We start from the raw sequence: 21,118 nt of genomic DNA, 5'->3' as shown, positions 1-21,118 counted from the left end.
GAGTCGCCTCGCCGTGACGGTACATGGGCCTGAGAGATTCCTGGGGAGGATTTGCTCCTACGGCGCCTGCCCGGTGATGGCCGGGAGAACTCTCCCGCCACAGCTCGAAAGGCATATTGAAATGTGGGTGATTCGGCTCACAGGTTACCGGCAAAGCGGGCCGGGGAGCAAATCGGTCCGTCATGAATTGGGGCTCCAGAGCGTTACGTGGATGGCGTAACGCCGGGTTTGACTTTTGTCCGTGACGGACGCCACACTGAACCCCGTGATCCGGCCGGACAGCGGAACTGGCCCAAAGCTGCTGGGTGCTCTGTTCGCCGGCCGGGATCACCGGAGGCCCCACAATCCATTCTGCGCATTACCGCGCCTGGGATGGATGCCCTCCGACAACTGAACACTGATTTAGCAAGCAAACGCTTTTGACCTGCGGCGGGAGAGCCCTGCCGGTACGTTCAGCAGGCGCCGTAGGAGCAAACCCTCCCCAGGAAACTCTCAGGCCCACGTACCGCCGCGGTGAGGCAACTCTGGAAAGCAGCCGGGCCCTGTCCTGGCTCACCGACGGTGCAAGCACGCCCATGCCGGCATGTGGAAACTCTCAGGTCCCAGACAGAGCGGGGAGGAAATCCAATCTTTGCGACACCCCGGGTGCCGCTCGAACGATGGAGTTCCTCAATGACGACCCATTCCCCGACGTCCCCCGGCGGCGGAGCCCCGCACCTGGAGCGGCAGCTCAGCAACCGCCACATCCAACTGATCGCCATCGGCGGTGCAATCGGCACTGGCCTGTTCATGGGCTCAGGCAAGACCATCTCGGCGGCCGGCCCCTCGGTGATCTTCGTGTACATGATCATCGGCTTCATGCTGTTCTTCGTCATGCGTGCCATGGGTGAACTGCTGCTCAGCAACCTCAACTACAAGTCCTTCAGCGACTTTGCCGCTGACCTGCTGGGTCCATGGGCCGGCTTCTTCACAGGCTGGACCTACTGGTTCTGCTGGGTCATCACCGGCATTGCCGACGTCATCGCCATCGCGGGCTACTCCAAAGAGCTGTGGCCCGGACTGCCCCTCTGGATTCCCGGCCTGGCCACCGTGGCCATCCTGCTCCTGCTGAACCTCACCACCGTGAAGGCGTTCGGCGAAACGGAGTTCTGGTTCGCACTCATCAAGATCATTGCCATTGCTGCCCTGATCATCGTTGGCCTGTTCATGATCTTCACCGGTTTCCAGTCCGACGCCGGCCCTGCCACCTTCACCAACCTGTGGAGCCACGGCGGATTCTTCCCGAACGAGTTCATGGGCTTCGTGGCCGGCTTCCAGATCGCCGTTTTCGCGTTCGTGGGCATCGAACTGGTGGGCACCACCGCCGCCGAGGCCAAGAACCCGGAGCGGAACCTTCCCAAGGCCATCAACTCCATCCCCATCCGCGTGCTCCTCTTCTACGTGGGCGCCCTCATCATCCTGATGGCCGTCACCCCCTGGACCGAGTTCAGGGCCGGTCACAGCCCCTTCATCGCCATGTTCTCCCTGGCAGGCCTGGGCGCCGCGGCCACCGTGGTCAATCTCGTGGTGCTGAGCTCCGCGATGTCCTCCGCGAACTCCGGCATCTACTCGACGTCCCGCATGGTCTTCGGCCTTGCCCAGGAAGGCGACGCACCCGACGTCTTTGGCAAACTGTCCCGGCGGAAGGTGCCCCAGAACGCACTGTTCCTCTCCTGCGTGCTGCTGCTGTCCGGCGTCGTCCTCATGTATGCGGGCCAGGACGTGGGCAAGGCCTTCGACATGGTGACCACGGTCTCCGCCGTCTGCTTCGTCTTTGTCTGGTCCATCATCCTGGCCAGCTACATCGCCTTCCGCCGCCGCCGGCCGCACCTGCATGAAGCATCCAAGTTCAAGATGCCCGGCGGTGTTGCCATGGTCTGGGTGGTCTTCGCCTTCTTCGCCTTCGTGATCTGGACCCTCACCACCCAGCCGGACACCCTGGTTGCCCTGCTGGTCACTCCGGTGTGGTTCATCCTGCTGGGCACCGCATGGTTCGTCCTCCGCCGCCGGCCCGCACACCAGGCCCGTTTCGCCACGTTCCAGGCTGAACTGCAGGCAGACCAGGACTTCACCGACGCCGCATCCGGCAAGGCTGTCCGTACGGGTGCCGCCGCAGAAGCGGGGGAAGAGCGGGTCAAACGGTGATCGCCGCGGAGGCCCGCGCGTCTGAGCTGAGCGAATCCGAACCTGGGACTTCTGAAGCCGGCCAGCTGCAGGCTGTGGCAGCCCACGAAACGGGCCGGGAATTCGTGCTGACGTTCCATTGCCCGGATGCCCTTGGCATTGTCCAGGCTGTGGCGGCATACCTGCTGGAACAGGAATGCTACATCGTGGACATCAAGCAGTTCGGCGACACGGAAAGCGGCCGGTTCTTCATGCGAATCCACGTCACCTCGCGGGTTGAGCTGGACCTTGGCCGCCTCCGGGCCGGTTTCGGTCAGGTGGCCCAGGAGTGGCAGATGGACTGGCGCCTGGAACGCCACGGACGCAAGCAGCCCATCCTGGTGATGGTCTCAAAGTACGAGCACTGCCTCAACGACCTCCTGTTCCGCGCCCGGAGTGGTGAGTTGCCCGTGGAGATCGCCGCCGTGGTGTCCAACCACCCGGACCTGGAACCGCTTGCGGCGTGGCACGGCGTTCCGTTCCACCACATCCCTGTGACGCCGGAAACCAAGGCCGATGCCGAGGAGCGGCTGCTGGGCCTGGTGGACCACTACGCTGTGGAGTTGGTGGTGCTGGCCCGCTACATGCAGGTGCTCAGCGACGAGGCCACCACCCGCCTCAGTGGCAAGGCCATCAACATCCACCACTCGTTCCTGCCCAGCTTCAAGGGTGCCAAGCCCTACCACCAGGCCTACGAGCGGGGCGTCAAAACGGTGGGCGCCACAGCCCACTACGTCAACTCGGAGCTGGACGAGGGGCCCATCATCTCCCAGCAGGTCATCGAGGTGGACCACACGTACTCCGCCTCGGACCTGGTCACGGTTGGCCGCGACGCCGAATGCAAGGCGCTCACGAATGCCGTCCGCTGGCACGCTGAAGGACGGATAGTCCTCTCCGGCAACCGGACGGTCATCCTGCGCTAGTTGCCGGCCCATCCACGCGGCCGGCGCCCGCACTCCCTCCAGCCGGAGGGGCAGGTGCCGGCCGCCGTGGCACCACATCTGAATACAGCCTTTCGAGCTGTGGCGGGAGAGTTCTCCCGGCCATCACCGGGCAGGCGCCGTAGGAGCAAATCCTCCCCAGGAATCTCTCAGGCCCATGTACCGTCACGGCGAGGCGACTCTGGAAAGCAGTGCTGCTCCGGCAGTACTCACCGACGGTGCAAGCAGGCCCTGATGGGTTTGCGGAATCTCTCAGGTCCAATACAGAGCGGGGAGGGACCCGATGCATGCCGTGCCACCCGTGGCCGGCCAAACCTGGAGTTCCCTCATGACGATTCAATCCCTCATGGCAACAGCCGCAGCATCGATTCCCGCGGAAGGACAGGCCGTCAAGTCCGGTGCGGTCCTGCCTGTCCGGATGCAGGTCATTCCCTCGGAGGGTATTGCCGCCCGCATCCAGGCCGCCGTACCCGCGGGGACACAGCTGACGGTGACGTGCCTGCCCCGCCGGGGTGTGGGACCCACCATCCGGACGGCCATCGAGCTTGCCTACCTTGGCTTCGAGGTTGTCCCGCACCTGGCCGCACGAAGCATCGAAAGCCGTGAGCAACTGGCCGGCGTGCTCCGGAACTGCCACGACGCCGGCATCAGCGAAGTGTTCGCCATCGGCGGTGACGCGGGGGAGCCGGCCGGTCCCTATGACAGCAGCCTTCCATTGCTGGAGGATATCGCGGAGGTTTCCGGCGGACGGATCCGGGCCGGGGTGGCGGGCTACCCTGAGGGGCACCCGGACCACAGTGAACTGCACATGCTCGATGCCCTGCTGGAAAAGCAGCATCTGGCATCGTCAGTGGTGACGCAACTGTGCTTTTCGGCGCCCCGGATCCAGTGGTACGCCCAAACCCTGCGCCGGGAAGGGGTGCGCCTGCCTGTCTGGGCTGGGGTGCCCGGCGCTGTTCCGCGGGCCGAGTTGATTTCCCTTGCGACCAGGATCGGTGTGGGCCCATCCCTCAAACTGCTGAACCGCAGGGGCCCGCTTGGCCGCCGCCTGCTCCGGGGCGGCCACTACTCGCCCGAGTCCATCGTGGCGGAACTGCAGCGCGGCGGGGCAGTGGAAGGTATCCACCTTTACACGTTCAACAACCTGGCCGGTCCCGCCAGCTAGGAGGCCGGGGGCCGGGGTGGCATGTGACGCGGATCGGAAAGTTCAGCATGCTTAGTGTTTGTCCACATAGGATGGATAAGCACGGCAGCCTACCCGCTGCAGGTCGATTTGAATGAAGGTGACCATGGCCAGGCGCAGCAATCCCGCAGTACGAATCGCACAGGAAACCGCCCACAACGCAATGTTCGATGCCGACGGCAAACCCAAGCCCGGTGTCCACAACATGCTGCTGAAGGCAGTGCAGGTCCAGCGGCCCCTGGTGGTGGCCTACATCCGCCGGCTCCAGAAGAAGCATCCGCGGGCCACCGCCGCCCAGTTGGCCGCCATCGCAGAGCGTGACTACCTGCGCGCAGTGGCCGGTGGGGGCGCCCTGGTGGGAGCCACCGCCGTCGTCCCTGGTGTTGGAACCGTGGCGTCGCTGGGACTTTCCGCAGCCGCAACCGTCGGCTTCCTGGAGGCGACGGCCCTCTACGCGACCTCGCTGGCAGAGCTCCACGGCATCCGCCTCACCAATCCCGAGAAGGCCGGCACCATGGTCATGGCCATCATGCTTGGTGAGGAAGGCACCGCCCTGCTGGGAACGCTCAGCGGCCAGGCGGCCGGCGGCGCCAAGCCCGCCGACGTCTGGGGAAACATGCTGTCCAAGTCCTCGATGCCTGGATTCGGCAGCGTCCGGAGGAGTATCCAGCACGCCTTCCTGAAGAACCTGCTCAAACGGCAGGGCACTGCGCTGTTCGGCCGGGCCCTCCCCTTCGGCATAGGGGCAGTTGTGGGCGGAGCCGGTAACCTCGTGATGGGCCGTGCCGTGGCGCAGAACGCCAGGGAGGCGTTCGGACCCATGCCGGACACCATTCCCGGGGAGCTGACCGCCGCTGCCGGGCCGGACAACCTGACCCTGGAAGGCAACACACTTGGATCTCAACGCTGATGTAGGCCAATCATTCGGCTCCTGGACCGCGGGAGGCGATCCGGCGATGTTCCAGCTGGCCACCAGCGTCAACGTAGCGTGCGGCCTCCACGCAGGCGATCCCGTCACCATGCTGGACAGCTGCCGGGCGGCTTACGAACTTGACGTCACCGTGGGTGCGCACCTTGGCTACCGCGATATGGCCGGTTTTGGCCGGCGCTCGCTGGACATGAGCTTTGATGAGCTATTCGGCGACGTGCTGTACCAGCTGGGCGCGCTCGACGGCGTCGCACATGCCGTGGGTGCTTCGGTGGACTTCGTGAAGCCACACGGTGCGCTGTACGACACGCTGATCCATGATGCCGAGCAGGCCGCCGCCCTGGTTGCGGCCGTGAACGCCTACGATCCCGGACTTCCCATCCTGGGCTTCCCGGGCTCGGAGCTGCTGAAGCAGGCCAAGGAAGCCGGCCACCCCGTATTCAGCGAGGCCTTCGCCGACCGCGCCTACTACGCCGACGGCACCCTTGTGCCGCTTTCCAGGGAAGACGCCATGCTGCACGACGTCGACACTATCGTTGAGCGGGCCGTTCGCCTGGCCACGAAAGGCGAAGTGGTGGCCATCGACGGGTCCATCGTCACCGTACAGCCGGACTCCCTGCGACTTCAGGGCGGCAGCCCCGGCGCCGTGGAGACGGCGGCAAACATTCGGGCAGGTCTTGAAGCCGCAGGCGTGGAGCTGGAGGCCTTCGCATAGGACCCAGCCGTTTTGAAGCTGGATTGGCATACCCGTTGGCGTACCAACGGCGTGGCAGGCCGGCTTCACGGTGACAGGGCGTATGGCTCGGCGTGCAATTCGGCCCAGACTGGATCGTTGGCCGGCAGGTCGTTGAGGTCCACGTATCTGGCGTCGTCGGGTTCCCACTGCGGAAGGTCTTCGGGGTGCGGGTCGAGGCACTGGCATTCGCCGGCCACGTCCCATTGGAGTCGTGGTGGCCAGCTTCCTGGTGGCCAGTGGGTTGGTGCGGCATCCTGGTGTTCGGCGTTGTAGTGGCGTCCGGTGGGTGAGGTCCAGCCGGGCGCATTGTTTTCGGTTGCGGGGTGGGGTGTCCATTGGCTGTGGTGCTTGAGCCGGTGGTGTTTGGGGCACTGACATTTGAGCCCGCCCCTGCCCAATCCGCCAGGCCGTCAACGCCACCCGCGGCCAAAGGTGCCTTGACCCTAAAAAGCGCGTGCCGCCGTCGTACGCATTCCCGCTGCGCAGGTCCCTTCCCGCACCCCTAATACCTGTCGCGAAAAGGAATGTGCGCAGCGAAAAAATCCATCCGCCGCGAAAATACCGCCCCGAGCGCATTATCCAAAAATCAACTGCGCTACCGTAAAAATCGCCAGCCCGGCGAGGGACCCCACCACAGTTCCGTTGATGCGGATGAACTGCAGGTCCTTGCCTACCTGGAGCTCAATCTTCTGCGAGGTTTCCTCGGCATCCCAGCGCGCCACGGTGTCCGTGATGACTCCGGCGATGTCCGAACGGTAGGTCCGGACCAGATACCCCGCGGCGTCGCCGATCCAGGCGTTGACCTTGCCGGCCAGTTCCGGATCCTGCACCAGGCGCGAGCCAAAATCGCGCACCGCTGCCTTGAACTTGATGGTGAGCTCACTGTCCGGATCGTCCACGGCACCCAGCAGCGCGTTCTTGACCGTGCCCCAGGTCCGGGACGCGAGCTCGCGGACTTCGGGGTCACCCAGCACCTGAGCCTTGATATCCTCCGCACGGGCAATCATCGCCGGATCATGCTGCAGGTCCTGCGCAAGGTCGTTCAGGTACTTGTCGATTGACTGCCGCACCTGATGGCGGGGGTCGGCCTGGACCGCGCGCACGAACTTGAGGATTTCGAGGTAGACCTTGTCGCCCACCAGGCCGTCTACGAACTGCGGAACCCAGGTGGGGGAGCGGTCGGACACCAGGCGGGTCACGGTCTCGTGGTTGTCATCCACCCAGTCCGCGGCACGGTCCACCAACAGGTCCACCAGCGTGTGGTGGTGCCCGTCGTGGAAAACCCGCTCCGCCAGCCTGCCCACCGGAGGCCCCCACGGCGGAGCAAGCAGGTGCTTGCGAACCATGCCCTCGATCACGGCCTGGACGTCGTCGTCATTCAAAACCTTGAAAGCGCCGCGGATCACCGCAGCCCCTTCCCTGGCCACACGGTCGGCGCCACCGGGGGTTGCCAGCCATTCGCCGGCGCGGCGGGCGATATTGACGCTGGCCAGCTTGTCCTGGACCACCTGTTCGGAGAGGAAGTTGGTTTCGACGAACTCACCCAGGGAGGCGCCGATCTGATCCTTGCGGCGCGGAATGATGGCTGTGTGCGGAATCTTGATGCCCATGGGGTACTTGAACAGCGCCGTCACGGCGAACCAGTCGGCCAGCGCGCCCACCATGCCACCCTCGGCGGCCGCACGCACGTACTGCAGCCAGGGATAGTCCTTCTGCAGCGCGAACGCGAAGACAAAGACCACGGCCATGGCAATCAGCAGGCTAAGCGCCAGCAGCTTCATTTTCCGCAGCGCTGCCGCCTTTTCGGCGTCGCCGGCACCAAGCTGGCGGCTTACGACGGCGGCACCCACCTTGCTGCCCGGCGGCACCTCCCGCGCTGCCTCCGCGGGCGCTTCTTGCGTGGTTGGCCCAGTAGTTGCCTCAGAGTTCACCTGCATGTGCCAAGCCTAGCCCCGAAGGCGGGGGCCGGTCGGCTACCGTGTGTCCATGACAATTGACGAGTCAGTGCCGCAGCGGCCGCTGGTCTTTGCCCACCGCGGTTCCAGCGGCACGTATGCCGAACACACCCGCGCCGCTTACCTGCAGGCTCTGGCTGACGGGGCCGACGGGGTGGAGTGCGATGTCCACCTGACCCGGGACCAGCACGTGGTCCTGCTCCACGACGCCAACCTGGACCGCACGTCGGACGGAACGGGCCCGGTGGCTGAGCGGACGCTGGAGGAGTTGCGCCAGCTGGACTTCTCGTCCTGGAAAGGCGTCCGCATTCCCGAAACCTACGGGGCGCGCTCCGAGCAGCTCCTTACCCTTCCGGAATTGCTGGACGTCCTGCGCGGGGCGGGCCGTCCGGTGAAACTCGCCATCGAGCTCAAGCATCCCAGCCCCTACCAGCTGAAGCTGGAGGACCGGGTCCTGGAAGTACTCCGCAGCGAGGGCTGGGACCCGCAAAGCTCCACCGTGGACAATATCGCCGTGACGTTCATGAGTTTCAGTCCCGATTCCGTCCGGCACTTGCTCCTCTCCATCCCGCCGCAGTACATCTGCCAGCTCGTGGACGACCTCACCATCCACGAGATCCGTGGCGGGCTGGGGGTAGGGGCAATCACCGGCGGCGCCATTGCCAACCTGATGAAGGCCACCCAGCTGGAGGGCGAACGGATCCTGGATGACCGGGAGGTGGGGATGGCCGGGCCGGGCATCGATTACGTCCGTGAGCGCCCCGGCACCGTCCGGCGCTGGCTGGACTCCGGCCGCCGCTTCAGGGTGTGGACCGTGGACTCGCCGGAGGACGTGGCCCTCTGCCAGGAGCTGGGCATCCAGGAGATCACCACCAACGTGCCGGCCCGCGTCCTTGAACAGCTGCACGTGGCCGCGCCGCAGGGCAAGTAGAGCTGGTATGGACGCCGTCGGCAGGTATTCAGTGCCCCGGTGGTGGGCCGGGCCCCTCGACGTCGAAGGCCTGGCGCTGCAGTCCGTGGAAGCAGCCGCGGAAGCCCTGAACCTGTACACGCGGACGCCTGGCCGGTACAGCACAACTCCTGTGCTCACGGCAGCTGCCTTCGATTCCTTCGGGCACCTGCGGATTGCGGGGCGCAAGCCGCAGGGTTTCGCGCCCCTGTCCGGATTCCGGAAGACTGCCGACGGCTGGATCCGGTTGCACGCAAACTACCCGCACCACGAGCAGCGGCTCCTGCAGGCGCTGGGTGCCACCTCCACGGAAGGCGTGGAAAGGGAGCTGCAGTCGATGGCCGCGCTCGAGGCTGAGGCTGCCATCCAGCGGCACGGCGGAATTGCCGCGGCTGTCCGGACACGCGGTGAATGGCTTTCGACGGCCATGGGCCATGCGGCCGGTTCAGGGCCTTGGGTCGCTGTGGAGCATGCCGACGGCACAACCATTGGCTTCGGACTGCAGGATGTCGGGGCGACCACAGACGCCGGCACCAGCCCTGGCACCGTGTCCGGCACCGGCGTCGGAGACGGTGCCGACGGCCTGCCCCTGGCCGGGGTGCGGGTCCTGGACCTGACGCGGGTCATCGCAGGGCCGGTCGCCACCCGGCTGCTGGCCGCGCTCGGAGCAGACGTCCTGCGGATCGACCCGCCCGCCTTTCCCGAGATCGAAGACCAGTTCGTGGACACGGCCTTTGGCAAGCGCAGCGCAGTACTCGACCTGGGGCACGCGGCAAACCGGCATAACTTCCAGCAGCTCCTGGCCGGCGCAGATGCCGTGGTGACCGGCTACCGGCACGGCGCCCTGGACCGCTTCGGGCTCAACCCGCGGGAACTGCTGGCAGCACACCCGGGACTGGTGGTGGTCACGTTGGACAGCTGGGGCGGCAGTGGGCCGTGGAACGGGCTGCGCGGCTTCGACAGCATTGTCCAGGCCGCCAGTGGAATTGCGCACCTCTACGGCCAAGAGGACGACGACGACGGGTGGCGCCCGGGTGCCCTTCCGGTGCAGGCGCTGGACCATGCCACCGGCTACGGGGTGGCTGCGGCTGCAGTCCGTCTTCTGGCCGCGCGCCGCCGGACAGGTTCGGGCGGTGCGGCCCACCTGTCGCTGGCCCGCACCGCGGAGGAACTGTTTTCCCTGACCGGTACGGAAGGCAAAGCTGGCATCGAAAACCAGGCCGGCATCGAAATTCAGACCACCACAGCAAGCCCTGCGGAACTTCCACCGCCCGAATACCGGTCTGTGGACAGCAGTTTCGGGGAGTTGCGCTACGTTGGGCCGCCGCTGCTCGACGCAGGGCGGCCGCTGGATTATCAGTCCCCGCCACCAGCGTATGGAAGCTCGCCGCCCGCCTGGCCGTGACGCTTGCAGCACCGGGCTGTGAAGCTACGCAGCCCCGCCGTCCTGCCGGCTGCCGGGTTTCTGGGCGATGCTTAGGCTGTGATTGAGTGGTTCCATGTCTTCTCCCAGGTCCGGCCCCGCTGCTAAGGGCCTGTCCGCTCTGTCCCCATCCATTCCCCGTGCGGCCCTGCAGCACCTGTCCGCGGCTGCCATGGGGGCGCTTCTGCTGGCCAGCGCCGGCAAGCATTTCCGGGATCCCGGCTTCTACCGTGACGTCGTTCCGGGATACCTCTGCCGGCAGGATCCGGCGCCTGACCCGAACGCAGGCGAGACCAGCCAAGGCAGCCCAACCCCTGGCATGCCAACCGAGGGCAGTCCAATCCAAAGCAGCCCGCCCCCAAGCAGCACGGGTGCAGCCGCCGCAGCCCAGCATCCGTGGGCCCTCCTGTCCCGGGAAGAGTGGATCGCCGTGAGTGGCCTGCTGGAGCTCGCAGCCGCCGTCGGAATTCTCCTGCCACCCACCCGGAAGCTGACAGCCACCGCCATCACGGCGATGTTCACAGCCTTCCTGGCCGGGCACGTCGATGCCCTCGTGAGGGCGTACGGACCACAGGGCACACCCCGCCGCCGGAAGATCCACGCCGTGCGGCTTCCGCTCCAGGCGCCCCTGATCCTGTGGGCCTGGAGCCTGCGGACACGTGCACTGCCTGGCCGTAAGCCCGGAGGCCAGGGGTGAAGCTGCTGGCATCGCCTGCAGTCAGGGTGGGTATCTCCATCAGTATTGCCACCGGGCTGTACGGCGTGTCCTTCGGGGCGCTCGCGGTGACGTCCGGGCTCAACTTCTGGCAGACCATGGTGTTGAGCCTGCTCCTCTTCAGCGGCGGTTCACAGTTCGCGTTCATCGGGGTGGTGGCAGGCGGCGGCTCCGGCCTCGCGGCCATGAGCGCAGCCACCCTCCTGGGCATGCGCAATGGCATCTATGGCATGCAGCTTAACGCGCTGCTCCGCCCTACGGGCTGGCGCAAGTACGTCGGGGCGCAGCTCACCATCGACGAATCCACTGCCACCAGCACGGGCCAGACAGACCCGGCCGAACAGCAGCGCGGGTTCTGGACTGCCGGAATTGGCGTCTACGTGCTCTGGAACCTCTTCACCGCTGTGGGTGCTCTGGCCGGAAGCGGGCTGGGCGATCCCAAGCAATGGGGGCTGGACGGGGCTGCCGTCGCCGCTTTCCTGGCGCTGCTCTGGCCCCGGCTCAAGGGCCGGGAGCCAATCGCCATCGCGGTGGTGTGTGCGGTGGCGACCGTAGTTGCTGTTCCCTTCGTGCCTCCCGGCGTTCCCATCCTGGTAGCCGCGGTAGTGGCCGCGCTGGTGGGCTGGTTCAGCCATGGCCGCCGCGACGAAGGCCTCGAACCCGACGTCGAGCCCTACGGCACGCACCGCCACGGCGAGCACCAGGACCGGCACGGCGAGCACCAGGACCGCAGAAGCGGCACGGACCCGGAGGCACGCGCATGACTCTGTGGATCTGGCTGCTTATTGCCTGCCTCCTTGCCTACGCATGGAAGCTGGTGGGCTACTTTGTTCCCGCCAAATTCCTTGAGGACCCCCGCACCTCACGCGTCGCAGGAACCATGACTATCGGCCTGCTGGCCTCGCTGACAGTGGTGAACGCGGTGGTGTCGGGCCAGGCGCTCGCCGCAGACGCCCGGCTGGGAGCGCTGGCCGCCGCCGCGATCGCCCTGGTACTCCGGGCACCGTTCCTTGTGGTGGTGATCGCCGGAGCCGGCACGGCGGCACTGTTGAGGATCCTGGGCTGGAACTGATCCCCTAATTGATGGTCAAAGTGGTGATCCAGGTCACTTTATTGGGCGTGTGCCGGTTGTACTATGGGATCGGCTTATGCAGTTGGCCATGGAATTTCCTATTGAACGGCAACCATGGAAAATCAGCTGCACCCTGCGGGCGGCTTAGCGGGCAGGCTTCGCCATAAAAACGCCCGACGGCGGGCGGGCCTTCCTGCCAAACGCTTCTTCAAGCGCTTTTCCGGACTTTCGGACGTCCCGGAAGAGGACCTGGAACTTCTCTCCCAAAGACTTCGGGAGGCACTCGACCTGGATCCGTCGTCGTCCGTGCCTGCCCTTCAAGCCTTGGTGCGCCGGGAGATCTGCAAGCGGGCGGACACAGGCAGCTCGTAGCGGCTCCCCATTCCGGGTGCCATCTGTGATGGACTGGAAGAGAGGCAGCCCACACCCAGGCGGCCACCAAAGGAGGAATCGAGATGGACGACGAGTCACGGCCTGTTGAGCCGCAGGACGGCCACGGCACCGATGAGACCGGCAAGGACGCCAGGGGAGAACACGGCACCGGGGTGCCGGCCGGGGAACAGTCCGCAAAGTCGCGGGCAGCCTATCTTGACCCGCGCGGTTCGGAATCAACCCGCGAGCTGCGCGATACCGCCAGGAGGCGCCGGGACGCGGAAGAAAAACTCCAACAACACCTGATGGAAGCGAAGGACCACGTTCCCAACGAGTTCCATGAACATCCCGGACACGGCTACGTGGGACACGGACACGAAGGACATGAGCACCCGGCCCATGAGCCGTCCGGTCATGAGACGCCAGACCAGGAACAGCCCGGCCAGGAGCAGGACAGCCGCACCGGCGAAAAGGGCGCGGACAAGCCCTGATCAGCAGTGGAGTCCCTGGCCGGCTGGCCCCCTGCCTGCGGCGGCCGCCACAGACTTTCGGCCGCCGGACCCCTGGCTGCCGGTCGGCGTTGACCGGCAGCCAGGAGCTGGAACAAGCGGTGGTTCAAGCTACGCCGTGGGCAGCGCCGTCAGGTGACACGGACCTGCGGCACGTTTCCTCCACGCCCATCTCGTACCAGACCTGCGCGCCAAACTCGGGTTCAGGGGTATCCAGGTTCTGGTACAGGGCATCAAGCAGTTCGACCAGCTCGCCGGCCGTCAGTGCAGGCAGGACTTCCTCCGGCCCGCGGGGATCGGTCAGGTAGTGGAGAAGCTTTGAGTGGTTCATTGCAGTGCGGCCGTTGCGTGGGGGACAGGCGCGAAGTGCATGGGGTAGCTCCAACGTGGAAGTGCCGAGGCTGACTGCCTAACCCCAATTCAGAGTGTATTGCACGTACTTACTGGTAACAATGGAGTTGGCCCACAACGCATCTGCCATCAGGAAATTGCCGTCATCGAACAGCCGTCAACGAATTACGGCAGCCGGCGGCGGCACGGCTTACTCCGGCAGCGGTCCGGCCTGGCCGGGCACTGTGGTGATGCCCGGGGCCGGCGGCACGGGCACGAACACGGGGAGCGGGCGCGACGGCCGGACCGTGCGGATGGCGTCCTCCACCAGCGCCAGCGGGCGCCGCCATGCATCAGAACCGGGTTCCATGGTGTCCACCACGCCGATCAGCATGGCCAGCAGCCGGAACATGTCCGTCATGGAAATGTCAGTGCGCAGGCTTCCCTGGCCTTGGCCGCGCGCCAGCAGGATGCTCATGGATTCCATCAGGGAACCGGTGATTCCGGTGAGGAGTTCCCGCCGGCCGGCCACCGCACACAGCAGGTTGGCGTCGTCGCTCGCGGCCCCCATCAGGGCTTCAAGGACGCGCAACAGGCCTGCGGCGGCGTCAATATCGGCAAGGGCGCCGTCCATGACGGGGTCAACCGTGAGCCGGAGCTGCCGGTTGAGCGCGGCAAGCACCAGTTCTTCCTTGTCCGCGAAGTTGCGGAAGAGGGTTGCCGGGCCCACACCGGCGGTGGTTGCGATGGTCTGGAGCGGTACTTCCGGGCCGAACTCCCGGAAGCATTGGCGTGCAGCCGTGATGATCTTGTCCACGTTCCGCGCTGCGTCGGCACGGAGGGGCTTTCGGGCGACTGCGAGGCTCATGCCCAAAAGGGTAGCAACGGAGCCTCCGGCCAACACGGTTACTGCGGGGTAGGCGCTTATGTGACGGCGGGCCGCAGCCGTCACCGCCGCGCGTGTCCGGAGACGCATGGGAGACTGGGGAGCATGTTGCTTGCATTTTCTGTTGCTCCGTCAGGCGTTCCCAGCGAAGGTTCCAGGCCCAACGATGCGTCGGTGCACGACGCCGTTGCAGCCGCAGTGAAGATCGTCCGGGAGTCCGGGCTGCCCAACCAGACGGATTCCATGTTCACCACCATTGAAGGTGAGTGGGACGAAGTGTTCGACGTCGTAAAACGCGCCACCGAGGCCGTGGGGCGCTACGGCAGCCGTGTTTCGCTGGTGATCAAAGCAGACATCAGGCCCGGCTACAGCGGCGAGCTGACGGCGAAGGTTGACCGCCTGGAGAATGCCCTGGTGCAGGAGCCCTAAGCGTCTTACAAGGGGGCCGCATTGTCTGGACCCCCGGCACGCCGCGTGCCAAACTGTGGCAATGTTCGAGCACAAACCCCGGCCGGAATGGATTGCCACCGAGGAGTTCCTGTCGGAAACCGTGGTGCATCCGGACAGTGCCGTCCAACAGGCCATCCACGCCGCGGCGGAGGCCGGGATGCCCGCCATCGAGGTGGCGCCGAACGCCGGGAAGCTCCTGAAGCTCCTGGTCCAGCTGTCCGGTGCCCGGCGCATCCTGGAAATAGGGACGCTCGCTGGCTACAGCACCATCTGGATGGGCCGCGGCCTGCCCCCTAACGGCACCCTGGTCACCTGCGAGTACCTGCCCCAGCATGCGGAAGTGGCGTGGGCCAATATTGATGCGGCCGGCCTGGGGGAACGGGTGGAGATCCGGCTGGGCCCTGCGCTGGAGACCTTGGCGGCCCTCGAGGAAGAGGAACGGGAGCCGTTCGACTTCATCTTCATCGACGCCGACAAGCAGAACAACAGCCGCTACCTGGACTGGGCCGTCAGGCTTGGCAGGCCCGGTGCCGCGGTGGTCCTGGACAACACCATCTGGGAAGGCGCGGTGCTGGACCCGGACATGGACCCCGTCAACGCGCCGGGGATCATCGATGCACTCAAGCTGCTGGGCGACCACCCCCGGCTGGACGCCACCGTGATCCAGACCGTCGGCTCCAAAGGCTGGGACGGGTTCGCCCTGGCGCGCATCCTCCCGCAAAACAGTAAGTAAGCTGTGGAGATGCGTCCGGTGCCCGCCGGACATCTCTCCTGGAGGACGTATTTGCAAGCGCCACTTACTCCTGTGCTCCTCAGTTCCGCCCCCGCTGAGCTCTCTCCGTGGGGTTCCCTTCTTGAGTCGTTCGCTGGTGCTGCGGGCAATGTGCCGGCCCTGCTGGCCTTCGCGGTCGAGGCCGGACGGACGTGGCCGCGGCCTGGTGAAGGACGCACCGCCGTGTTGTGGGAGCTCCTGGCCTCCGTGGCTGCCACCGACGTTGCCGCCGCCCGGGTGCTTGAGCCCCACCTCGACGCCGTCGCTATCCTTGCCCAGGCCGGCCAGGCGTTTCCGGCCTTTCATCCTGCGCCGGATGGTGCCGCGGAAGCTGCGTGGGGCGTGTTCGCCGCAGAGGCACCCAACGCCAGGCTTGAGGCGCGCTCCGGAAGTACCGGCATTGTGCTCACCGGAACCAAGCCTTGGTGTTCACTTGCCGGCCGGCTGGACTGCGCCGTCATCACCGCGCATACGGACGACGGCGGCAGGGCGGCTTTTGCCGTCAGCCTTCGCCACCCGGGCGTGGCATGTGAGGAACCGGAGTGGATTGCGCGCGGGCTCCGGGAGATCCCCAGCGGAAGCGTGCGCTTCGACCACGTGCCGGCGACGCCGGTTGGCGATACCGGCTGGTACCACAGCCGGCCCGGCTTTGCATGGGGCGGGATGGGCGTCGCCGCCTGCTGGCTGGGTGGAGCAGTGGGGGTGGCACGGGATTTCCGTGCCGGCCTGCTGGCGGGTGCGGATAACGGGCGGGAGCCGGACCAGCTGGCGCTAGCGGCATTGGGCGAGGTGGACCGGACCATCGCCGCCGTCCTGCAGTACCTTGCCCGGACGGCAGCCCGCATCGACGACGGCACCCTCGGTGCCGACGGGAACCAAAGCACCTGGAGCGAGGCCCAGCGCGTGCGCGGAACCGTTGCGGCCGCCGTCGAACGTGTCCTTCACCTGGTGGGCTCCCACCGGGGGCCCGGGCCACTCGCCTTCGATGAACCGTATGCCAAAAGGATGGCGGACCTGGCGCTGTATGTCCGGCAGCATCATGGGGCACGTGATGATGCCCAACTGGGCCGGCTGGCGCTCAAGGGGGACTGCCCGTGGTGACCTTTTCGCATACTGACCAGGGGACCGCCGAGGAAGCCTGGGCCCGGAGCGGACTGGCTGCTGTGCCGGAGCTGCCGCTCGACGCGGCCGAACTGGCGGCCATGCGCTTCGTGGTCCTGGCGGCCCATCCTGACGATGAAACACTTGGCGCCGGGGGGCTCATGGCTTCGCTGGCGGCGCTGGGAGCCGAGGTCGAAGTCCTGCTGTGCACCGCGGGGGAGGGGTCGCACCCAAATTCGCCCACCACTACTGCCGGGCAGCTGGCCGCCGTCCGGCTGGCCGAGTTTTCCGCGGCCCTGGCCGCCCTGGGCCTGGCGGACCGGTGGACGTTCCTCGGATTGCCGGACCGTGGACTGGGCGGCCATGCGGAAGCGATCGCCACTGCTGTCCGGGACGCTGCACAGCGGCTGGCCGGCCCCCCGGACCGGCTGGTCCTGGTGGCGCCGTACCGGGCCGACGGTCACGGTGACCATGATGCCCTTGGTGCGGCAGCGGCAGAAGTGGCCCGGCGCGACGGCCACGCCCTCCTGGAGTACCCCATCTGGTTCTGGCACTGGGCCACCCCCCAGGACCAGGACTGGCAGCAATGGGTCCGCTTCCATCTGGACGACGCCGCGCGCAAGGCCAAGAAGCACGCCATGGAGGAGCACGCAACCCAGGTGCAGCCGCTGTCGCCTCTTCACGGTGATGAAACGTTGCTCAGCGGGGCATTCCTGGAGCACTTCTCGCGTGGCTACGAGGTTTTCGCCTGGACGCCCGCCCCCACTTCGTCCGGACGGCCGCATTCCAGCAGTGACGCCGAACTGGTCTTCGACGGCGTCCATGGCGGTTCGGAGGATCCCTGGAACTACGGCACAAGCTGGTACGAGCGGCGCAAACGCGCGCTCACCCTTGCAGCCCTGCCGGCTGAATCGTATGAGCGCGGCCTGGAAGTGGGCTGTTCCATCGGGACGCTGACGGCGGAACTGGCAACGCGTTGCCGCACCCTGCTGGCGGTGGACGCCAGCGGGACCGCAGTGCGCAGGGCCGGCCAACGGCTGGAAGGCATACCCGGGGTGGAGGTGGAGCAGCGGGTCCTGCCCGGATCCTGGCCCGGAGGAACATTCGACCTGGTAGTGGTTTCCGAAGTGGGTTACTACCTTGCCCCTGAAGAGCTGGCCCAGCTGTGGGACCGCGTGGAGGCCACCCTGGAACCGGGCGGAACCCTTCTCCTGTGCCACTGGCGGCATCCCATCACCGGCTGGGAGCTCGACGGGGACACCGTCCACACGCTGGCCCGGCAAAGACTGGGATGGCGGACGGCCGGGCTTTACCAGGAACGCGACTTCCTGCTGGAAGTCCTGGTCGCTCCGGGCGGGGCGACGGAATGATGCCGGCCGGTCCGGGGGACGATGCTTCAAGGCCGCCATCCGTCCAAAGCGCCAACTGCATCCAGCACGTTGCGGTCGTCATTCCGGCCCACAACGAGGAGCAGCACCTGGAACGGGCGCTCACTGCGGTCAGTTGCGCGGCAGACCGGGTCGAAGCGGAACTGCCGGAGGTTGCCGTGCAGGTGGTGGTTGTCCTGGACGGCTGCACGGACCGGTCCCCAGCGGTGGCCGCGCGGGCAGCTGCCGGGGATCCGCGGTACCTGCTCCTTCCCGTCAGCTTCGGGAGCGTGGGAAAAAGCCGGCAGGCCGGCGTCAGGGCCGCGCTGGAGAACTCAACCACGCGTACGCAGGCTGGCCGGGCAGCGGCGGCCCATTCCCTTCGGGGAATCTGGCTGGCCAACACAGATGCCGATTCCTGCGTGCCGCTACACTGGCTGGTGCGGCAACTGGAACTGGCTGCACTCGGCTTCGATGTTGTCCTTGGCACCGTGCAGCCGGACCCCCATGGCATGCACCACGAGCTGTTGGCCCGCTGGCATGCGCGGCACGCCGGCACCGAGGACCACTCCCATGTGTACGGTGCCAACCTTGGAGTCCGTGCCTCTTCCTACCTCGCTGCAGGTGGTTTCCCCGGCGTCGATTTCGATGAAGACCAGGCGCTGGTCAGCAGGCTTCGAGACAGCGGCGCGGGCATCGTTGCCACCGACACCACGAGGGTCCTCACATCAGGACGGACGGCGGGACGGGCGCCGCACGGGTTCGCCGCGTATCTCCTGGCCCTGGCGCAGCCATAGGGCCGGGCGGAGTCACAGCAGCGGCACCTGACCCAAGAGCTGCCGGGGCATGGAAAAGGGCTGCTGCCGTACGGCAACAGCCCTTCGTTCCGGGACTTAATCTCCCGTGACTGCGTTGCTGACCTTCCCGGCCGGAGGCTTCAGCCGGCGCTTCCGCTTCGTGTCAGACCAGGTCCGGAGCGCTGGCAACGATGTAGTCCGCCGCAGCTGGTCCGGTCATGGAGAGGTTGTTGCTGTCCGGGTTGATTCCGGCATCGTGCAGGGCCTCCCAAAGAGCTTCCGGCTGCTGGAGTTCTGCCTTGTGCAGGAGGCACCAGCTTGTGTAAAGGCCGTATAGCTCGTCGCGCCGGAGGCCCAGCCCGGGCTCCCTGTCCGCGACAACTGCTTCGGCAAGAAACTGTTCAAAATGGGTAGCAGGCATGTCCGCTCATTAAGGGTCGACACTGATTCCGCCGTCTGCTTCAGCGGCCTTGCCCGGTTTCCAGGGGATCCCGGCGAGGTAATCAAGAAATTATTGCAGTTCTCTGTGCTTGTCCAGTTGGACCCGGCCAGGTTGCGCCCCGGCTGGTCACACCCTGTACAGTTCCGCGTCGAACAGCGGTGGAATGGTGCCGGGCGGGTTTGAGGGGGCCGACGGCGACTGGGGGGACTGGCCTCGGTCTCAGAAGAGGCCATCTCACCGCCGACCCCGTGTAACCCCGGGTTTCACTTCATCCCGGGAAAACCAAACAGGACCTTCAAGATGAATTTTCCTCCATCTCAAAGGTCCTGCCTAGTCCCCCTGTGCAGCGGCTGCACCTGCCTGCCTAAGCGCTCCCGCCTGGCCGGCCGCCGTCGTCGGGCTCCCCGTTGCCGGCCCGGTGCTGCACCTTCTCGCGGACCCTGTCGCGGTGCCGCTCGCCTGGCCGGAGTTCGTTCTGTTCATTCCCCGCAGGCTGCCCGTCGGGGTTATCGCCGGAATCGTGCTGCCCGTTCTCCGCGGCATACTGCTCCCGCAGTTCACGGCCGTGCTTGATGTCCTCTTCGATCTGCTTCTGCAGCTTCTCGCTTTTCTTGGTGTCCCTCGGCGGCAGCTGGATGGTTTCCTCTGCCTTGATACCGGCCTGGAGTTCGCGGCCGCGCTCCACCTCAGCGTCGAACTCAGCGCCGAAAAGAAGGGACATGTTCAGGATCCACAGCCACAGCAGCATGATGATCACGCTGCCCAGTGCACCGTAGGTCTTGTTGTAGTTGCCGAAGTTGCCGACGTAGAAGCCGAAGCCCAGTGAAGCGATCAGGAAGACAAACAGGGCAATGCCGGACCCCATGCTCATCCACCGGAATTTGGGCTGCTTGACGTTGGGGGTGGCGTAGTACAGCACGGCAATGATGGCGATGATCAGCGCGATCATGACCGGCCACTTGGCAATGTTCCAGACCATGAGGAAGGGCCCGCTGAGGCCGATCAGCCCGCCCACTGCCTCCGAAACCGGGCCGCTGAGGACCAGCATGCCGGCCAGCAGCGCCACGATGACCACGGCCAGGAGCGTGACGCCAAGCATGGTGCCGCGGAGTTTTACGAACGCGCGCCCCTCGTCCACTTCATAAATGCGGTTCATGGCCCGCCCGAAGGCTCCGACATATCCGGACGCCGACCACAGCGCGGTGACAATGCCGATCACCAGGGTGAACCCGGCCGCCGGGGCGCTGGTCAGTTCCGACACCGGACCGCTGATGGTGTTGACCGTCTCCGCCGGGGCGAAGCCGCGCACGATTTCCAGCAAGGCGTTGGTGGTCTTCTGCGGATCCCCAAAGAGGCCAAGGAGCGAAACCAGTGCCAGCAGTGCCGGGAACAGCGAGAGAACGGCGTAATACGTCAGGGCCGCTGCCAGGTCGGGGCACTGGTCCTTGGTGAACTCCCGGAGCGTCTTTTTGGTGATGTATTTCCAGGAAGGTTTATCCAGGTCCCTCGGGCTGGCAGGTTTCCTTGAATCGTTTGGATCCGGAGCCTGCCCCGCCTTGGCGGTGCTGGTCTCGGAATCGTCGTGAGTGGCCATGGGGAAGTCCTCTCAATCAGGGGGCCAAGCGGACAGGCCGGACCGCGGATGGCGGTGCCGGCCTGCCGATCAAACTGTTGCCTTACGGTGCCGCTGTGGGCTGATCAGGTGTTTTGGATGTTGTCTTTGGCGTCTGTGGCGCGGTCTTTGACGTCGGAGGCTGCGTATTGGCCTTCGGTTTTGACGTTTTGGGCGGCGTCGGTGGCGGTGGCCTTGACGTTTTCCATGGCTTCCTGGGCGGGTTCCTTGAGGTCCTGGGCCATGGTTTTGGCGGCGTCGGTGACCTGGGTTGCCAGGGGCTGGGCTGCGGTTTTGAGTTGGTCCGCGGCTTCGCGTTCTTTGTCGCTGGCCGGGATCAGGGAGGAGATCAGCATGCCGGCGCCGAACGCGATGA

Annotated in this window: 22 protein-coding genes, 1 pseudogene and 3 riboswitches; of the genes and pseudogenes, 16 read left to right on the top strand and 7 right to left on the bottom strand. The window is 66.1% G+C overall.

Annotation, left to right across the window (positions count from 1 at the left end; translation table 11 throughout):
- Positions 1-7: 7 nt before the first annotated feature.
- Positions 8-107, bottom strand: a riboswitch (glycine riboswitch).
- 313 nt (positions 108-420) lie between these two features.
- A riboswitch (glycine riboswitch) is annotated at positions 421-518 on the top strand.
- Positions 519-672: 154 nt separating this feature from the next.
- From cycA to ACWRN3_RS22280, 5 genes are all read left to right on the top strand, one after another.
- Positions 673-2,184 carry a D-serine/D-alanine/glycine transporter gene (cycA, locus tag ACWRN3_RS22300; RefSeq protein WP_476741973.1) on the top strand — a complete coding sequence of 504 codons (1,512 nt, stop codon included), beginning with the start codon at positions 673-675 and terminating at the stop codon, positions 2,182-2,184.
- A gap of 74 nt (positions 2,185-2,258) precedes the next feature.
- Positions 2,259-3,125 (top strand): formyltetrahydrofolate deformylase, encoded by an 867-nt coding sequence (gene purU / locus ACWRN3_RS22295; RefSeq protein ID WP_476741972.1) that lies wholly within the window; start codon positions 2,259-2,261, stop codon positions 3,123-3,125.
- 93 nt (positions 3,126-3,218) lie between these two features.
- Positions 3,219-3,318: riboswitch (glycine riboswitch) on the top strand.
- A 153-nt stretch (positions 3,319-3,471) separates the two neighbouring features.
- The gene (locus ACWRN3_RS22290) at positions 3,472-4,308 is read left to right on the top strand and encodes a methylenetetrahydrofolate reductase (protein ID WP_476741971.1); all 837 of its coding nucleotides are present in this window, start codon (positions 3,472-3,474) and stop codon (positions 4,306-4,308) included.
- A 124-nt stretch (positions 4,309-4,432) separates the two neighbouring features.
- Positions 4,433-5,236 carry a hypothetical protein gene (locus ACWRN3_RS22285; RefSeq protein WP_476741970.1) on the top strand — a complete coding sequence of 268 codons (804 nt, stop codon included), beginning with the start codon at positions 4,433-4,435 and terminating at the stop codon, positions 5,234-5,236.
- Positions 5,220-5,969 (top strand): LamB/YcsF family protein, encoded by a 750-nt coding sequence (locus ACWRN3_RS22280; RefSeq protein WP_476741969.1) that lies wholly within the window; start codon positions 5,220-5,222, stop codon positions 5,967-5,969. The genes ACWRN3_RS22285 and ACWRN3_RS22280 overlap by 17 nt, the downstream gene beginning before the upstream one ends.
- 65 nt (positions 5,970-6,034) lie before the next feature.
- Here ACWRN3_RS22280 and ACWRN3_RS22275 read toward each other — a convergent pair whose 3' ends face one another.
- Positions 6,035-6,187, bottom strand: coding sequence for a hypothetical protein (locus ACWRN3_RS22275; protein WP_476741968.1), 153 nt, complete (start codon positions 6,185-6,187; stop codon positions 6,035-6,037).
- Between the two features lie 378 nt (positions 6,188-6,565).
- Positions 6,566-7,927, bottom strand: coding sequence for a DUF445 domain-containing protein (locus ACWRN3_RS22270; protein ID WP_476741967.1), 1,362 nt, complete (start codon positions 7,925-7,927; stop codon positions 6,566-6,568).
- A 49-nt stretch (positions 7,928-7,976) separates the two neighbouring features.
- Between ACWRN3_RS22270 and ACWRN3_RS22265 the strand changes: the two genes are divergently transcribed.
- The 6 genes from ACWRN3_RS22265 to ACWRN3_RS22240 all read left to right on the top strand — a co-directional run bounded on the left by ACWRN3_RS22265 (position 7,977) and on the right by ACWRN3_RS22240 (position 12,967).
- The gene (locus ACWRN3_RS22265; RefSeq protein ID WP_476741966.1) at positions 7,977-8,876 is read left to right on the top strand and encodes a glycerophosphodiester phosphodiesterase; all 900 of its coding nucleotides are present in this window, start codon (positions 7,977-7,979) and stop codon (positions 8,874-8,876) included.
- Between the two features lie 7 nt (positions 8,877-8,883).
- Positions 8,884-10,299 carry a CoA transferase gene (locus ACWRN3_RS22260; RefSeq protein ID WP_476741965.1) on the top strand — a complete coding sequence of 472 codons (1,416 nt, stop codon included), beginning with the start codon at positions 8,884-8,886 and terminating at the stop codon, positions 10,297-10,299.
- Between the two features lie 190 nt (positions 10,300-10,489).
- Complete coding sequence (locus ACWRN3_RS22255) at positions 10,490-11,014, top strand: DoxX family protein (RefSeq protein ID WP_476741978.1); 525 nt, start codon at positions 10,490-10,492, stop codon at positions 11,012-11,014.
- Positions 11,011-11,796: an AzlC family ABC transporter permease gene (locus tag ACWRN3_RS22250; RefSeq protein ID WP_476741964.1), complete on the top strand. Its 786-nt coding sequence runs from the start codon at positions 11,011-11,013 to the stop codon at positions 11,794-11,796. The genes ACWRN3_RS22255 and ACWRN3_RS22250 overlap by 4 nt, the downstream gene beginning before the upstream one ends.
- Positions 11,793-12,104 (top strand): AzlD domain-containing protein, encoded by a 312-nt coding sequence (locus tag ACWRN3_RS22245; RefSeq protein WP_476741963.1) that lies wholly within the window; start codon positions 11,793-11,795, stop codon positions 12,102-12,104. Before ACWRN3_RS22250 ends, ACWRN3_RS22245 begins: the two co-directional genes overlap by 4 nt.
- A gap of 455 nt (positions 12,105-12,559) precedes the next feature.
- The gene (locus ACWRN3_RS22240; RefSeq protein WP_324643936.1) at positions 12,560-12,967 is read left to right on the top strand and encodes a hypothetical protein; all 408 of its coding nucleotides are present in this window, start codon (positions 12,560-12,562) and stop codon (positions 12,965-12,967) included.
- Between the two features lie 124 nt (positions 12,968-13,091).
- On the opposite strand, the gene ACWRN3_RS22235 is transcribed toward ACWRN3_RS22240, so the two are convergent.
- Both ACWRN3_RS22235 and ACWRN3_RS22230 read right to left on the bottom strand, forming a co-directional pair.
- On the bottom strand, positions 13,092-13,316 hold the full coding sequence (locus ACWRN3_RS22235; RefSeq protein WP_324643937.1) for a hypothetical protein: 225 nt from the start codon (positions 13,314-13,316) through the stop codon (positions 13,092-13,094).
- A 210-nt stretch (positions 13,317-13,526) separates the two neighbouring features.
- Entirely contained in the window at positions 13,527-14,183 is a 657-nt protein-coding gene (locus ACWRN3_RS22230) for a TetR/AcrR family transcriptional regulator (protein WP_324643938.1), read from the bottom strand.
- A 123-nt stretch (positions 14,184-14,306) separates the two neighbouring features.
- Here ACWRN3_RS22230 and ACWRN3_RS22225 point away from each other — a divergent pair, with 123 nt between their 5' ends.
- The 5 genes from ACWRN3_RS22225 (at position 14,307) to ACWRN3_RS22205 (ending at position 18,688) form a co-directional block, all read left to right on the top strand.
- The gene (locus ACWRN3_RS22225; RefSeq protein ID WP_159630320.1) at positions 14,307-14,630 is read left to right on the top strand and encodes a thiamine-binding protein; all 324 of its coding nucleotides are present in this window, start codon (positions 14,307-14,309) and stop codon (positions 14,628-14,630) included.
- A gap of 61 nt (positions 14,631-14,691) precedes the next feature.
- Complete coding sequence (locus ACWRN3_RS22220) at positions 14,692-15,384, top strand: O-methyltransferase (RefSeq protein WP_159630318.1); 693 nt, start codon at positions 14,692-14,694, stop codon at positions 15,382-15,384.
- Positions 15,385-15,393: 9 nt separating this feature from the next.
- Positions 15,394-16,524, top strand: coding sequence for a hypothetical protein (locus ACWRN3_RS22215; RefSeq protein ID WP_476741962.1), 1,131 nt, complete (start codon positions 15,394-15,396; stop codon positions 16,522-16,524).
- Positions 16,518-17,894, top strand: a complete 1,377-nt coding sequence (locus ACWRN3_RS22210; protein WP_476741961.1) for a PIG-L family deacetylase — start codon at positions 16,518-16,520, stop codon at positions 17,892-17,894. The genes ACWRN3_RS22215 and ACWRN3_RS22210 overlap by 7 nt, the downstream gene beginning before the upstream one ends.
- The gene (locus tag ACWRN3_RS22205; protein WP_476741960.1) at positions 17,891-18,688 is read left to right on the top strand and encodes a glycosyltransferase family 2 protein; all 798 of its coding nucleotides are present in this window, start codon (positions 17,891-17,893) and stop codon (positions 18,686-18,688) included. Before ACWRN3_RS22210 ends, ACWRN3_RS22205 begins: the two co-directional genes overlap by 4 nt.
- A 163-nt stretch (positions 18,689-18,851) precedes the next feature.
- On the opposite strand, the gene ACWRN3_RS22200 is transcribed toward ACWRN3_RS22205, so the two are convergent.
- From ACWRN3_RS22200 to ACWRN3_RS22190, 3 genes and pseudogenes are all read right to left on the bottom strand, one after another.
- Entirely contained in the window at positions 18,852-19,109 is a 258-nt protein-coding gene (locus ACWRN3_RS22200; RefSeq protein WP_255174225.1) for a hypothetical protein, read from the bottom strand.
- A 385-nt stretch (positions 19,110-19,494) separates the two neighbouring features.
- Positions 19,495-20,724 carry a YihY/virulence factor BrkB family protein gene (locus tag ACWRN3_RS22195; RefSeq protein ID WP_476741959.1) on the bottom strand — a complete coding sequence of 410 codons (1,230 nt, stop codon included), beginning with the start codon at positions 20,722-20,724 and terminating at the stop codon, positions 19,495-19,497.
- A 104-nt stretch (positions 20,725-20,828) separates the two neighbouring features.
- Positions 20,829-21,118: pseudogene (locus ACWRN3_RS22190) on the bottom strand (DUF3618 domain-containing protein); the annotation flags it as partial.

The sequence above is a fragment of the Pseudarthrobacter sp. rb genome, from assembly GCF_056389225.1.
Note: the sequence above shows the minus strand (reverse complement) of the source record. Positions and strands in the feature narration are given on the sequence as shown.